A 13549-nucleotide genomic window follows, 5' to 3' on the forward strand; every position below is an offset into this window, starting at 1 on the left:
CTGATTTACCGGGAGAACAACAATGAAATTCACAGCCGAACACGAAGCCCTCAGAAAGACCGTCCGCGATTTTGTCGAAAAGGAAATCAATCCTCACTGCGATGAATGGGAAGAGGCCGGCGAATTTCCCATTCACGACCTGTTCAAGAAACTCGGCAACCTGGGCCTGCTGGGCATCCAGAAGCCGGAGGAATACGGCGGCATGGGCCTGGATTACAGCTACAACCTCGTGGCTGCTGAAGAACTGGGCATGGCCAAGTGCGGCGGTGTTCCGCTAGCCGTGGGCGTACAGACCGACATGTGTACCCCCGCGATTGCGCGCTTCGGTTCCGATGAATTGAAACGGGATTTCCTGGCCCCGGCTATTGCCGGCGATATGGTGGGCTGTATCGGTGTGAGTGAAGTGGGCGCAGGCTCCGATGTGGCCGGCCTGAAAACCACGGCTAAGAAAGACGGCGATGACTACGTCATCAACGGCTCCAAGATGTGGATCACCAACTCCCCGAAAGCGGATTTCATGTGTCTGCTGGCCAACACCAGCGACGACAAACCCCACAAGAATAAAACCCTTATGATCGTGCCCATGAACACACCGGGCATCACCTTCAGCCCGCACCTGAACAAGCTGGGCATGCGCTCATCAGAAACCGCCCAGGTGTTTCTGGACGACGTGCGAATTCCCCAACGCAACCGCATCGGCGCAGAAGGCACCGGCTTTATGATGCAGATGCTGCAGTTCCAGGAGGAGCGCATGTGGGGGGCCGCCAACGTAATCAAGGCCCTGGAAAACTGTGTCACGCAGACCATTGAATACTGCCGCGAGCGCAAGACCTTTGGCCAGCCGCTGATCGACAACCAGTACATTCATTTCCGCCTGGCGGAGTTACAGACCGAAATCGAAGCGCTGCGCGCGCTGACTTATCAGGCCTGTGAACTGCACGTTGAGGGCAAAGATGTCACCAAGCTGGCGTCGATGGCGAAACTGAAGGCCGGGCGTCTGGGTCGCGAAGTGACCGATGCTTGCCTGCAGTTCTGGGGTGGCAACGGTTACATGTGGGACAACCCCCTGTCACGGGCTTACCGCGATGTGCGGTTGGTCTCCATCGGCGGCGGTGCCGACGAAATCATGCTGGGCATCATCTGCAAGCTGATGGGCACCTTGCCTGGAAAGAAACGCGACTGACGCTGTGCAAGGCCTTGTGGGCAGGCAGGGCTTGGTGGAGGGCCATGAGGCGGGGATCCCTTTTCGGGACACGCCTACAAGCACATCCATGTGGGCTCGTTTCGGGCCGTCCATGGCCCTCAACGGTCCCGAAAAGGGATCCCCGCCTCATAGCCCCGAACATTTTACGTGGAGTCCTTTTATGGAACAGCAGCTACCACATTGCGAAACCCTGATTCTCGAAAAACAGGGCCCTACCCTGTTCATCACCATCAACCGCCCGGACGTCCGCAACGCTATGAGTCTGCAGATGGTCGCTGAACTGTCCACCATCTTCAGCGAGATCGAAAACGACACCAGCATCCGCGCCGCCGTCATCCGCGGCGCAGGTGGACACTTCTGCGCCGGCGGCGATATCAAAGACATGGCCGGCGCCCGGAGCCAGAAAGCCGGCGAAGGCCGCGATGACCCGTTCTACAAACTCAACCGCGCCTTCGGCCAGATGATCCAGCAAGTCAACGAATCCTCCAAAGTCGTCATCGCCATCACCGAAGGCGCCGTCATGGGCGGCGGCTTCGGCCTGGCCTGCGTCTCCGACCTGGCCATCGCCGGCCCGACTGCCAAATTCGGCATGCCGGAAACCACCCTCGGCGTCATCCCGGCCCAGATCGCCCCGTTCGTTGTCGAACGCATCGGCCTGACCCAGGCCCGTCGATTGGCGCTGCTGGGTTTGAGAATCGACGCAACGGAAGCCTGCACACTCGGCATCGTTCACCAGGTTGCGGAATCCGAAGAGCAGCTAAGCGACATGCTGAACCAGGCTCTGGAACGGGTACGCCTGTGCGCCCCCGACGCCACGGCAGAAACCAAGGCCTTGCTGCACCGAGTCGGCCACGAAGCCATGGCCGGTTTACTCGATGACGCCGCTGAAAAATTCGCGGCCGCCATCCGGGGGCCGGAGGGTATGGAAGGCACTATGGCGTTCATGCAAAAGCGTGAGCCAAAGTGGGCAGGCAACGACAGCTAATCAACAACCACAAGCAGCAGACCGTTTACAAAGCATGTCTGCAGGCACGAACAAAGTCAGCGGGAGCGCCGCTGGCGGGGAGGGCCTCCGGAAAATCTCGGAGGCCATGGATGGCCGGAGCGAAGCGCACACGGATGTGCTCGTAGCGTTTTTCCGGAGGCCCTCCCCGCCAGTGGTGCGCACGAGCACCCAAATGCGCAGTCGCGCATCAAGGCAGGTGACATACAAATGCTAAAAAAACTACTCATCGCTAACCGAGGCGAAATCGCCGTCAGGGTCATCCGTACAGCCAAGGCGCTGGGCTACCGAACCGTTGCCGTCTACTCCGAAGCCGACGCCAACGCCCTGCACGTTGAACAAGCCGACGAAGCTGTCTGCATCGGCCCGGCACAGGTTGCCGCGTCGTACCTCAACGCCGACGCCATCCTCGATGCCGCAAGGAAAACAGGCGCCGACTGCATCCACCCGGGCTACGGCTTCCTCTCTGAAAACTCCGGCTTCGCCAAAGCCGTCAAACAGGCCGGCCTCACCTTTGTAGGCCCTCCCGAGAACGCCATTGAACTCATGGGCAGCAAACGCCGCTCGAAAATCGCCATGCAGGAAGCCGGCGTGCCCGTAGTCCCTGGCTACGAAGGCAACAACGCTAGTGATGATGAACTCATCGCCGCCGCCCAGGACATCGGCTACCCCCTCATGCTCAAAGCCTCCGCAGGTGGCGGTGGCCGGGGCATGCGCCTGGTCGAGAGCGAGAGCGAGTTGGCCGACAACATTAAAAGGGCCCGCTCAGAAGCCAAACAGGCCTTTGGTGACGACGAGCTGATCATCGAAAAAGCGGTCATCGAACCCCGGCACGTGGAAATCCAGGTTTTTGCAGACCGCCACGGCAACGCCGTATACCTGGGCGAGCGGGACTGCTCCGTACAGCGCCGGCACCAGAAAGTGGTCGAAGAGGCGCCCTCACCTTTTGTTACCCCGGAACTGCGTAAAGCCATGGGCGAAGCTGCTGTTAAAGCGGCCCTGGCCTGCGGTTACGAAGGCGCCGGTACCGTGGAATTTCTGGTCGACAAAGACCGCAATTTCTACTTCCTGGAAATGAACACGCGCCTGCAGGTCGAGCATCCGGTTACCGAACTGATTACCGGGCAGGATCTGGTGGCCTGGCAGCTGATGGTCGCTGAGGGCCGCCCACTGCCGCTGGCCCAGGACGACATCGAACTCAATGGCCACGCCATCGAAGTGCGACTTTACGCCGAAGACCCGGCCAGTGGTTTCACCCCGCAAACCGGCACCCTGCACCAGTTCACTCCGGCCGAAGGCGAAGGACTGCGGTTTGATACCGGCGTGCGCTCCGGCGACGTGGTCAGCCCCCACTACGATCCCATACTTGCGAAAGTCATCGCCTGGGGCCAGAACCGGGACGAAGCCCGTCGCCGCCTGATACGGGCGCTGGAAGACACCACAGTCTTTGGTGTGACCACCAACCGCCATTTCCTCAGCCGCATCATCGCCGATGACACCTTTGGTGCCGGTGAAGCCACCACGGCCTTCCTGCAGCAGGCCTTCAGGGATGATCCGTCACTGGCGCCCCAACCGCTCACCATCCGCGAGCTGGCCCTCAGCGCCTGCGCATTGAGCCTCGGCCAATCCGCCCAGGAGGGCTGGAGTAACGCACCCGCCACCGTCATGCCGATGAAGCTTGAGGCCCGGGATGAAGCCCTGGAACTGCTGGTTCGGCACAGTGGCCACAAACTGCTGGTGGCCCACGGCGAAGAGCACTATGAACTGCAACTGCAAAGCCAGGAGCCAGGCCTGCTGTGCATTATCGACAACGGGGTTCGTCAGCGGTGCCAATACTACCGGAGCGGAGATTCCCTATATTTGCAGGCGTTCGGCCGTTCCTGGTGCGTTCGGGATATTACGCACCAACCCGCCCAAGGTGCCCTGGGCACCGGCAGCGGCAAGGTCCAGGCCACTATGGACGGTGCCATTATTGATGTACTGGTGGCAGAGGGAGATCAGGTGGAACAGGGCCAGACCCTGGTGATTCTGGAAGCCATGAAAATGGAGCATCCGGTTAAGGCGGATCGCAGGGGCACCGTTGGCCAGTTGCTCGCCCGCAAAGGAGACCAGGTCAAGCGTGGCCAACTTCTGGCAGACGTGCAGTCCACTGAGGAGGCAGCATCATGAGCCGGCTACAGCAGCGCACAGTGTTTATAACCGGCGGCAGCCGGGGAATCGGCCGGGCCATTGCCCTGGCCTGTGCCCGGGAAGGCGCCAACGTGGTCATTGCAGCAAAAACCGATACCCCGCATCCGAAACTACCCGGCACCATCCACACGGTCGCTGAGGAAATTCGCAACGCCGGAGGCCAGGCGCTACCGCTGGTACTGGACGTGCGGGATGAACGACAGGTCCGCCAGCGAATAGACGAAGCCGCCGGTTATTTTGGCGGTATCGATGCCCTGGTGAACAACGCCGGGGCGATACGCCTGACCGGTGTCGAAAACCTGAAAGTGAGCCGATACGACCTGATGCATCAGGTCAACGCCCGGGCCGTATTCACCTGCAGTCAGGCGGCCCTGCCCTGGCTGAAGGAATCCGGTGGCCACATTCTCAGCCTGTCGCCGCCGCTGAACCTGAATACCCGGTGGTTTTCCCAGTACGGGCCATACACCACCACAAAATACGGAATGACCATGCTCAGCATGGGCATGGCCGAGGAGTTCCGACGCTATGGCATTGCCGTGAACTGCCTGTGGCCAAAGACTCTGATTGCCACTGCCGCCATAGAACACGAAGTGGGCGGACCTCAATTGATGGCGCAGGGACGAAAGCCGGAAATCATGGCCGATGCCGCGGTCAGCATACTGTCCCGCAGTGCGGACGAACTGACCGGGCAAGCGCTGATTGACGAGGATGTACTTCGCCAGGATGGCGTGAAGGACTTCGAACACTACCGGTATGCCGCAGGCAACAAGCCACTGCTGCCGGATCTGTTCCTGGATTAGCCGCGGAGCAATGGGTTGGTCCGCGGTTCAAAACTTACAAAGACAATGACGACTGAAACGGACGCACCATGAGCCAAGACATCGTAACCGCACGCGACATCATGCGCAGCCTGCCCACGGTTCTGAAAAAATTTCCCTTCGTGGCAAAAGGGCTTTACTACTACCGGGTAAAGGACGACAAAAAAGAGCTGACCCTTGGCAAGCTGGTAGAGCGCAACGCTGACAAACACCCCACGCGCCCTGCCATTCTCTTCGATGATCGCAGCATTACCTGGGCAGAACTGGATGCCTGGAGCAATCGAATTGCCCATTACCTGAAAGATCAGGGGCTGGTAAAGGGCGATGCCATTGCGGTACTGCTGGAAAACCGACCGGAACTACTGGCGACCGTGGTTGGCGCAGCCAAGGTCGGCGTGGCCTGCGCCATGCTGAACACCTCCCAGAAAGGCAAAGTGCTGGCCCACAGTATCAACCTGATCGAGCCACGACTGCTGGTGGTTGGTAGCGAACTGATCGACAATGCCGAGTCGGTTCGTGGAGAGGTTCAGCTCCGGCACACGCATCCCCTGCTCTACCTGCACGACGGCAACACTCTGAACACCTTTGGTGACGCGCCGGAGGGCTACGTCAATCTGGCCCTGGAAGTCAGCCGCCGACCCTCAACCCGCCCGGTCCTGAGCAACCCGGTAACCATGGGCGATACCGCCGTGTATCTTTACACCTCAGGCACCACAGGCCTGCCCAAGGCGGCGCCCGGTTCACATCGCAAATTTATCAAAGCCTACGGCGGCTTTGGCATGCTCTCCCTGGCCATGGAACCGGAAGACGTTCTGTACTGTACACTACCGCTGTATCATGGCACCGCCCTGCTGGTGTGCTGGGGCTCGGTCCTCGCCGGTGGCTCTGCCATCGCCCTGCGCCGAAAATTCTCCGCCAGCGCCTTCTGGGACGACGTCCGCCGCTACAACGCCACCACTTTCGGCTACGTGGGCGAGCTGTGCCGCTACCTGCTGAATCAACCTCCCTGCAGCCAGGACCGCAACCACGGCCTGACCAAAATGATCGGCAACGGCCTGCGCCCCTCCATCTGGAAAGAATTCAAGGAACGCTTTGGCATCGACAAGGTGGCTGAGCTGTATGCCTCATCAGAAGGCAATATCGGCTTCAGCAACTTTTTCAACATGGACAACACCGTGGGTTTCTCCACCGCGCCCTACAAGCTGGTCAAGTACCACGAAGGCACCCGGGACCCGATCCGCAACGACAAGGGCCGCCTGGAGGAAGTAGAAAAAGGCCAGCCTGGTCTGTTAATAGGTGAGATCAACAAGAAGTGGGCGTTCGAGGGCTACACCCAGAAGGAAGCCACCGAGAAATCCATCCTGCGCGATGGTTTCAAGAAAGGCGATGCCTGGTTCAATACCGGTGATGTATTAAAAGAAATCGGCTGCCGTCACCTGCAGTTTGTCGATCGCATGGGCGACACCTTCCGCTGGAAGGGAGAGAACGTATCGACGACGGAGGTGGAAAATATCATTGATGGCTCCGGCATGGTGGAGGAAGCCATTGTGTACGGGGTCGAGATTCCCAAAACCAACGGCAAGGCGGGCATGGTAACGCTGGTGCCTCAGTCCAATGGTTCGGCCTTCGATATCAACAAGCTGTTTGACTATCTGCAGGAGAATCTGCCGGCCTATGCGGTGCCGGTGTTTGTGCGGGTGACCAATGCCATCGAGAAGACGGGGACGTTCAAGTACCGGAAGGTGGATATCCAGAAGCTCGGCTATTCGCTGGAGCGGCCGGAAGACGATGTTTACGCCTGGCTGCCCGGTTCGTCCGGTTATACTTTGCTGACTCCGGAGCTAGTCTCGGATATTGATTCGGGGGATGTTCGGTTTTGATCCTGACTTTTGGAGAGGGGCCTCATAACCTAGCCTGCAACGCTTGGTGACAGTGAGTACGGGGTGCCCCTCCCAAAAACCGCTACAAGCACATCCATGTGCGCTTCTCTCCGGCCATCCATGGCCTCCGACATTTTTGGGAGGGGCACCCCGCACTCACTTCCGAGCCAAGGAGTGATAGTCAGTTTACTGAAAAACCTAGCTTTTCTCCCTGACTATTACTGTGAAGCTGATCGGCCGTGATGGGGAACGCTTCCAAAAAATTTTGAGGGCCATGGATGGCCCGAAATAAGCGCACATGGATGTGCTTGTAGCGGTTTTTTGGAAGCGTTCCCCAGCGCGGCCCACACCGAAACCTAAAGGCTAGGAGGGAGGCTACCCCTCAGGCTCCAAGAACTATTCTTCAACCCGCAAAACGATCTTGCCAGTGGCCCGACGTCCCGTAAGCGCCCCAAGTGCCGCGGCATATTCCTCGAATGCGAAAACCTCACTGACCCTGGGATCGATCTTGCCGTCGGCATACATCTGCAGCAGCTCCATCATGTTCTGGGCACTGGTCTGCGGCTCGCGCTGGGTGAAGCTACCCCAGAACACGCCTACGACGGAACAGCCCTTGAGCAGCGTCAGATTGGCAGGAATCTTGGGGATATCCCCTGCGGCAAAGCCGATCACCAGGTGGCGGCCGTTCCAGCCCATGGTGCGCAGGGCCTGTTCGGTGAAATCTCCGCCGACCGGGTCGTATATGACATCCACACCTTTGCCCTTGGTCAGTTTCTTCACCGCATCTTTCAGCGATTCCTCGGTGTAGTTCACCAGTTCATCGGCGCCGGCTTCTTTCGCCACCGCGAGTTTTTCAGCAGAGCTGGCCGCCGCGATCACTTTCGCTCCCATGGCCTTGCCCAGCTCCACGGCCGCCAGGCCGACGCCGCCGCTGGCGCCGAGTACCAGCAAGGTTTCGCCGGGCTGCAGGTTGCCACGCTGCTTGAGCGCGTAATAGGAGGTGCCATACACCATCATGAAAGCCGCGGCTTTCTCATCGGACATGGAGTCCGGGATTGGCAACAGGTTGGATTCGGGAGCAACCACTTCTTCGGCGAACGCACCCCAGCCGGTCAGGGCGGCTACCCGGTCTCCGGGTTTGAAACGGCTGACTTTTTCGCCCACTTCAAGCACTTCACCGGACAGTTCGCCACCGGGGGAAAACGGCATGGGCGGCTGGAACTGGTATTTGCCCTGAATGATCAGGGTGTCCGGGAAGTTCAGGCCTGCAGCCTTGACCCGGATTTTTACGCCGCTGCCTTTTACGTCCGGGCTGGCAATGTCTTCGATGACCAGATTCTCTGCCGGGCCATAGTCTTTGCACAGAATGGCTTTCATGGTTGCTCCTGGGCTGTCTGTCTTACCCTGATGGCGTCAGGGCGGGTCTGATTTGATGTTGTAATTGACCAGGATCAAGCTAAACGCACAGAGCCCGTGAAGCAAATCAAGGCTGCTTATTCATGGCAATAAGCCCGGCTGATAAGCCGGCGGATTCAGAACAGTACAGCACCCGCTACCATGGCGACGATAATCATCACGCCAGCGGCCAGACGCATCAGGGCCATATTGCAGTACTCCGGATCAATCAAACGGGAAACAAGGCAGTGATACGCGTAACTGTCGCGCAACAGATCACATTGGCCGAATCGGCCATCAACGCCTGAAGATGAATCCCGGGACGAATTCCGCTATTCTTCCAGCCTTTCACCCACGCCCCGGACCGAATTTCGTCAAATCAGAGCTGCCCCATGTTTGACATCATCTATACTCTTGAAATGATTGGCATTGTGGCGTTTGCCATTTCCGGCATGATCGTCGCCCGGTCCAAAAACATGGATCCGGTGGGTGTTTTTGCCATCGGTTTTATTACCGCTCTGGGTGGCGGCACATTGCGGGATCTGATCATGGACAATCATCCGCTGTACTGGATCAAGCACCAGGAGCAGCCGATCATGATCCTGGCCATGGCAATCGTGTTCAGCTACTGGAGCCGGGCCCATTCCCTGAAAGAATCGAGAATCGTGTTCCCGGACGCCATCGGCCTTGGCATTTTTTCCATTCTCGGTGCGCAACTGGCTCTCGATCTGGGCCACTCCTGGTTTATCGCTTCCATGCTGGGTGTAATGACAGGCTGCTTCGGCGGCGCCCTGCGTGACACCCTGTGCAACGAAGTTCCCTTTATTTTCCGCAAGGACCAGATCTACGCCTCTATCGCCTTCGCCGGTTGCTGGCTGTACTTTGTGTGCCAGTGGTTGCTGGAGAGCGAATCCATGGCGCTGACTATTGGCCTGCTGTTTATCGTGATTGTTCGCATGCTCGCGGTGCGCTTTGATATCCGCCTGCAACGAGACCAGATGCTGAACTGAACTCTGAATCATCCCTTGGCGTGAGGCGCCTGAGCCGGTAACATTGCCGTTTTTTCACCCAATTCACGTTTTCCGCACGCAAACTGACTTTCAAACTCCCTAATCCAGGCATTCTAGAGGCAGACCCAAGTCATGCTTGAACGACTGTTCCAACTCCAGGCCCACGGCACCACCGTCCGTAAAGAAGTGGTAGCTGGCATTACCACCTTCCTGACCATGGCCTACATCATCGTGGTCAACCCCAGCATCCTGTCGTCCACCGGCATGGATTTCGGAGCCGTTTTCGTGGCCACCTGTCTGGCCGCAACCATCGGTACGCTGATTATGGGCCTCTGGGCAAACTATCCAATTGCCCTGGCCCCCGGCATGGGCCTGAACGCCTTTTTCTCGTTCACGGTCGTCGGCAGTATGGGATACAGCTGGGAAGTGGCGCTGGGCGCTGTCTTTCTCTCCGGGTTTATTTTCTTCATTCTGAGTGTGGTCAAGATCCGGGAATGGATCATCAACAGCATTCCGATGTCCTTACGCTTTGGCATTTCCGCCGGCATCGGATTCTTTCTTGCTCTGATCGCACTGAAAAACGCCGGCATCGTGGTAGATAACCCTGCGACCCTTGTGGGTCTAGGCGACATTAAAGTGGCTGAGAGCCTGCTGTTCTTCGCAGGATTCGTACTGATCTGTGCACTTTCCTTCCGCAGAATCACCGGCGCCGTAATGATCGGCATCCTTGCTGTTACCGTGGCCGCCATGATGCTTGGCATGGTGGAATACAAAGGTTTTGTGTCTGCCCCACCCAGCCTTGCCCCCACCTTTATGCAACTTGATCTGGCCGGCGCACTGAATGTTGGCATGATCAGCATTATCTTTGCCTTTCTGTTCGTGGATCTTTTCGATACCTCCGGCACCCTGATCGGAGCAGCCCAGCGTGGTGGATTGCTGGATAAAGATGGCAAGCTGCCCCGTCTCGGACGCGCTCTGATGTCGGATTCCGTCGCAACCATGTCAGGCGCAGCCCTGGGTACCTCAACCACCACCAGCTATATCGAATCAACCGCTGGCATTTCCGCCGGTGGTCGCACAGGACTGACGGCGGTTGTCGTCGCCCTGCTTTTCCTCGCCTGTTTGCTGCTGTCACCGATCGCGAGCATCATCCCTGCCTATGCGACCGCACCGGCCCTGTTCTACGTCGCCGTGCTGATGGCAAGCGGCCTCAAACTGATCGATTGGGATGACATCACCGACGCCGCACCAGCGATCGTCACGGCACTGACCATGCCGCTGACCTTCTCTATTGCAAACGGCATTGCCCTGGGTTTCATCACCTACGCCGTGATCAAGGCGTTGTCTGGGCGCTGGTCCGATCTTAACGCCAGTGTCGTTACCATTGCCGTTGTATTTGTTCTGAAATTCATGTTCCTGGACGCCGCCTGAGCGGCGCCCAGAGTAATCACCGGATCCGCCCATGGACTATTTTTCCGAGAGCATCAAGAAAGCCATCCGCACTGTGCCGGACTGGCCCAAACCCGGCGTCTCCTTCCGGGACATCACCACGGTCCTTCAGGACAAAACGGCATTTCGTAAACTGATCGATGCCTTTGTCCATCGCTACCATGGCCAGCACATTGATGCGGTTGCCGCCGTCGATGCCCGGGGCTTCATTATTGGCTCGGCGCTGGCCTACGAGCTGAATGCGTCTCTGGTACTCGTGCGCAAGAAGGGCAAACTGCCCTTCGACACCCTGGTGGAAGACTACGAACTGGAATACGGCACGGCTTCCGTCGAGCTGCACGAAGACGCTTTCAAACCCGGCGACAAGGTCATCCTGGTGGACGATCTGATTGCCACTGGCGGCACCATGCTGGCCGCAACCCGTCTGATCCGCCGTATCGGTGCTGAAATCGTTGAGGTAGCCGCCATGATTGATCTGCCGGATCTGGGTGGCTCACGCAAGCTGCAGGAAGAAGGTCTGCAGGTTTATACTGTCTGCTCATTCGAAGGAGACTGAGCGGAGGCGCCACCATGGGCGATTATCAGCATCACTGGAAAGATGGAACACCGGTTCATCTTCCCCTTGGCAAAATCGTTTGTGTGGGGCGCAACTACGCCGAACACGCCCGGGAGCTGAACAACCCGGTACCGGAAGAGCCGCTGCTGTTTATCAAACCCTCCACCGCAGCGGTTCATATCACCCGCCCGCTGGTCTGTCCCAAAGGCCAGGGTGCGGTGCACTTTGAAACCGAACTGGCCGTACTTATCGGCCGCCCCCTGACCAATGCCTCCGCCAGCGAAGTGGAAAGTGCCATTCTCGGTTATGGCCTGGCCCTGGATCTCACCTTGCGGGACGTGCAAAGCAGCCTGAAAGAAAAGGGGCACCCCTGGGAGCGCGCAAAGGCCTTCGACGGCGCCTGCCCGCTTTCACCGTTCGTTGCCGCCGACCAACTTGCCAAGGGCAACCTGAACTTCACACTGGATATCGACGGCCAGCGCCAGCAGACCGGGGATACCGGCGCCATGCTGAACCCGATCGTGCCCCTGATTGCTCATATGAGCACCCAGTTCACCCTGTTACCCGGCGATGTGGTGCTGACTGGCACGCCCAAAGGCGTTGGCCCGCTTGTCAGCGGCCAGACTCTGTCCCTGGAGCTGGAAGATGTGTTATTTGTGGAGACCACAGTGGTCTGAACGCAACACGGATACGGATATTCAGACGAGCTGCAAACTTCCCGTAGAACAGGCACTACCATGGCCAGGAAACCCGTTACTTCACGCACAGGACGCTTCTTCAAACTCGCAGGCATGACCGCCACGGTGGCGGGCCAGTACGCCGGCCAGAGAGCGCGGCGCATGTTCCGCACCGAAAATGACGAAGGCGCCCAGAGCGAAAGCTACACCCGGATGGCCGGGCAAATTGCCGATACCCTGGGGGAGCTCAAGGGGGCGGTGATGAAGGTGGGGCAGATAGCCTCCCAGACCCAGGACTTCCTGCCCAAAGAATTCTCGGACGCGCTGGAAAAACTCCAGAAAGAAGCACCACCGATGCCATTCGAGGTGATTCTGGAACAGGTGGAAAGTGAGCTGGGCAAGCCGGTTGGCGAGCTGTTTGAATACCTGCAGGAAACACCCTACGCCTCTGCCTCCATCGGCCAGGTACACCGCGCCCGCCTGCACGATGGCACGGATGTGATCGTGAAAGTGCAATACCCCGGCGTGGATGAATCCTGCGACTCCGACCTCAAACAGCTACGACTGGCCCTGAAGCTCGGCGGCCTGCTGAAAATGCCCAAGGAGACGGTTGACCAGCTGTTCGGCGAAATCCGGGTGCGACTGAAGGAAGAGCTGGATTACAAAAACGAGGCACGAAACCTCAAGCTGTTCCATGATTTCCACAAGGATCAGCCGTGGGTGATCATCCCGGAGGTGGTCGACAGCCATTCAACCCGTCGGGTCCTGACCCTGGGGCTGGTGGAGGGCGACCACGTCAGCAAGGTCACACCGGCGCACTACTCCCAGGAAACCCTCAACCTGATTGGCCACCGCATTTTCACGATCATGGCCGATCAGCTGTTCCGGTTCCAGTGCATTCACGGCGACCCTCACGCCGGCAATTTCGCCTACCGACCGGATGGCACCATTATCATGTACGACTTCGGTTGCGTGAAAAAGCTCAAACCAGAGATTGTAGAAGCCTACCGCAAAGCCTTGATCGCAGCGCTGGATGAGGACTACCAGGCCCTGGACCAGTACCTGATCGACCTGGGCGCTCGCGTCGACAGCCAACCGGCGGTCGATGAAGCCTATTACGCCATGTGGAGGGACATCCTGATCATCCCGTTCCTGAACGATGAGCCCTACGACTTCGCCGAGGCCGATATCCATAAACACGTGGCCGCAAAAACCAGTACTGTGTTCAAATACCTGGATTACTTCAAACCACCGGTCGAGAGTATTTTCATAGACCGGATGATTGCGGGGCATTACTGGATGCTAAAACGCTTAGGTGTCCAGGCAGCATTCAGAAGTGAACTGGAGAAATACCTCCGAGGCTAACG

Annotated in this window: 12 protein-coding genes; 10 read left to right on the top strand and 2 right to left on the bottom strand. The window is 58.4% G+C overall.

The window, feature by feature from the left end:
* Nucleotides 1–22: 22 nt before the first annotated feature.
* The 5 genes from atuD to QPL98_RS05175 all read left to right on the top strand — a co-directional run bounded on the left by atuD (nt 23) and on the right by QPL98_RS05175 (nt 7095).
* Nucleotides 23–1183, top strand: coding sequence for a citronellyl-CoA dehydrogenase (gene atuD / locus QPL98_RS05155; protein ID WP_014422173.1), 1161 nt, complete (start codon nt 23–25; stop codon nt 1181–1183).
* 181 nt (nt 1184–1364) lie between these two features.
* Nucleotides 1365–2189, top strand: coding sequence for an enoyl-CoA hydratase/isomerase family protein (locus tag QPL98_RS05160; RefSeq protein WP_303292842.1), 825 nt, complete (start codon nt 1365–1367; stop codon nt 2187–2189).
* Nucleotides 2190–2417: 228 nt separating this feature from the next.
* Nucleotides 2418–4376 carry an acetyl/propionyl/methylcrotonyl-CoA carboxylase subunit alpha gene (locus tag QPL98_RS05165; RefSeq protein ID WP_303292843.1) on the top strand — a complete coding sequence of 653 codons (1959 nt, stop codon included), beginning with the start codon at nt 2418–2420 and terminating at the stop codon, nt 4374–4376.
* Complete coding sequence (locus tag QPL98_RS05170; RefSeq protein WP_199452362.1) at nt 4373–5197, top strand: NAD(P)-dependent oxidoreductase; 825 nt, start codon at nt 4373–4375, stop codon at nt 5195–5197. The genes QPL98_RS05165 and QPL98_RS05170 overlap by 4 nt, the downstream gene beginning before the upstream one ends.
* 68 nt (nt 5198–5265) lie before the next feature.
* On the top strand, nt 5266–7095 hold the full coding sequence (locus QPL98_RS05175; protein ID WP_303292844.1) for a long-chain-acyl-CoA synthetase: 1830 nt from the start codon (nt 5266–5268) through the stop codon (nt 7093–7095).
* Between the two features lie 396 nt (nt 7096–7491).
* On the opposite strand, the gene QPL98_RS05180 is transcribed toward QPL98_RS05175, so the two are convergent.
* Together QPL98_RS05180 and QPL98_RS05185 are read right to left on the bottom strand one after the other, a co-directional pair.
* Nucleotides 7492–8472 (bottom strand): NADPH:quinone oxidoreductase family protein, encoded by a 981-nt coding sequence (locus QPL98_RS05180; protein WP_303292845.1) that lies wholly within the window; start codon nt 8470–8472, stop codon nt 7492–7494.
* A gap of 155 nt (nt 8473–8627) precedes the next feature.
* A complete protein-coding gene (locus QPL98_RS05185; RefSeq protein ID WP_303292846.1) occupies nt 8628–8762 on the bottom strand; it encodes a hypothetical protein in 135 nt (44 codons plus the stop codon).
* A 120-nt stretch (nt 8763–8882) separates the two neighbouring features.
* Here QPL98_RS05185 and QPL98_RS05190 point away from each other — a divergent pair, with 120 nt between their 5' ends.
* The 5 genes from QPL98_RS05190 to QPL98_RS05210 all read left to right on the top strand — a co-directional run bounded on the left by QPL98_RS05190 (nt 8883) and on the right by QPL98_RS05210 (nt 13547).
* Nucleotides 8883–9500: a trimeric intracellular cation channel family protein gene (locus QPL98_RS05190; RefSeq protein WP_303292847.1), complete on the top strand. Its 618-nt coding sequence runs from the start codon at nt 8883–8885 to the stop codon at nt 9498–9500.
* Between the two features lie 132 nt (nt 9501–9632).
* On the top strand, nt 9633–10931 hold the full coding sequence (locus QPL98_RS05195; RefSeq protein WP_011786257.1) for an NCS2 family permease: 1299 nt from the start codon (nt 9633–9635) through the stop codon (nt 10929–10931).
* A gap of 31 nt (nt 10932–10962) precedes the next feature.
* Nucleotides 10963–11505, top strand: a complete 543-nt coding sequence (locus QPL98_RS05200; RefSeq protein ID WP_011786258.1) for an adenine phosphoribosyltransferase — start codon at nt 10963–10965, stop codon at nt 11503–11505.
* A 14-nt stretch (nt 11506–11519) separates the two neighbouring features.
* The gene (locus QPL98_RS05205) at nt 11520–12182 is read left to right on the top strand and encodes a fumarylacetoacetate hydrolase family protein (RefSeq protein WP_303292848.1); all 663 of its coding nucleotides are present in this window, start codon (nt 11520–11522) and stop codon (nt 12180–12182) included.
* 60 nt (nt 12183–12242) lie between these two features.
* The gene (locus tag QPL98_RS05210) at nt 12243–13547 is read left to right on the top strand and encodes an AarF/ABC1/UbiB kinase family protein (RefSeq protein WP_303292849.1); all 1305 of its coding nucleotides are present in this window, start codon (nt 12243–12245) and stop codon (nt 13545–13547) included.
* Nucleotides 13548–13549 lie beyond the last annotated feature (2 nt).

The organism is Marinobacter sp. ST-43 (genome assembly GCF_030541085.1).
GTDB lineage: Bacteria > Pseudomonadota > Gammaproteobacteria > Pseudomonadales > Oleiphilaceae > Marinobacter > Marinobacter nauticus.

Coding starts and splice junctions, on each gene's coding strand:
- QPL98_RS05205 (WP_303292848.1), top strand. CDS start 11,520: ATGGGCGATTATCAGCATCACTGGAAAGATGGAACACCGGTTCATCTT.
- QPL98_RS05160 (WP_303292842.1), top strand. CDS start 1,365: ATGGAACAGCAGCTACCACATTGCGAAACCCTGATTCTCGAAAAACAG.
- QPL98_RS05210 (WP_303292849.1), top strand. CDS start 12,243: ATGGCCAGGAAACCCGTTACTTCACGCACAGGACGCTTCTTCAAACTC.
- QPL98_RS05175 (WP_303292844.1), top strand. CDS start 5,266: ATGAGCCAAGACATCGTAACCGCACGCGACATCATGCGCAGCCTGCCC.
- QPL98_RS05180 (WP_303292845.1), bottom strand. CDS start 8,472: ATGAAAGCCATTCTGTGCAAAGACTATGGCCCGGCAGAGAATCTGGTC.
- QPL98_RS05170 (WP_199452362.1), top strand. CDS start 4,373: ATGAGCCGGCTACAGCAGCGCACAGTGTTTATAACCGGCGGCAGCCGG.
- QPL98_RS05200 (WP_011786258.1), top strand. CDS start 10,963: ATGGACTATTTTTCCGAGAGCATCAAGAAAGCCATCCGCACTGTGCCG.
- QPL98_RS05165 (WP_303292843.1), top strand. CDS start 2,418: ATGCTAAAAAAACTACTCATCGCTAACCGAGGCGAAATCGCCGTCAGG.
- QPL98_RS05190 (WP_303292847.1), top strand. CDS start 8,883: ATGTTTGACATCATCTATACTCTTGAAATGATTGGCATTGTGGCGTTT.
- atuD (WP_014422173.1), top strand. CDS start 23: ATGAAATTCACAGCCGAACACGAAGCCCTCAGAAAGACCGTCCGCGAT.
- QPL98_RS05195 (WP_011786257.1), top strand. CDS start 9,633: ATGCTTGAACGACTGTTCCAACTCCAGGCCCACGGCACCACCGTCCGT.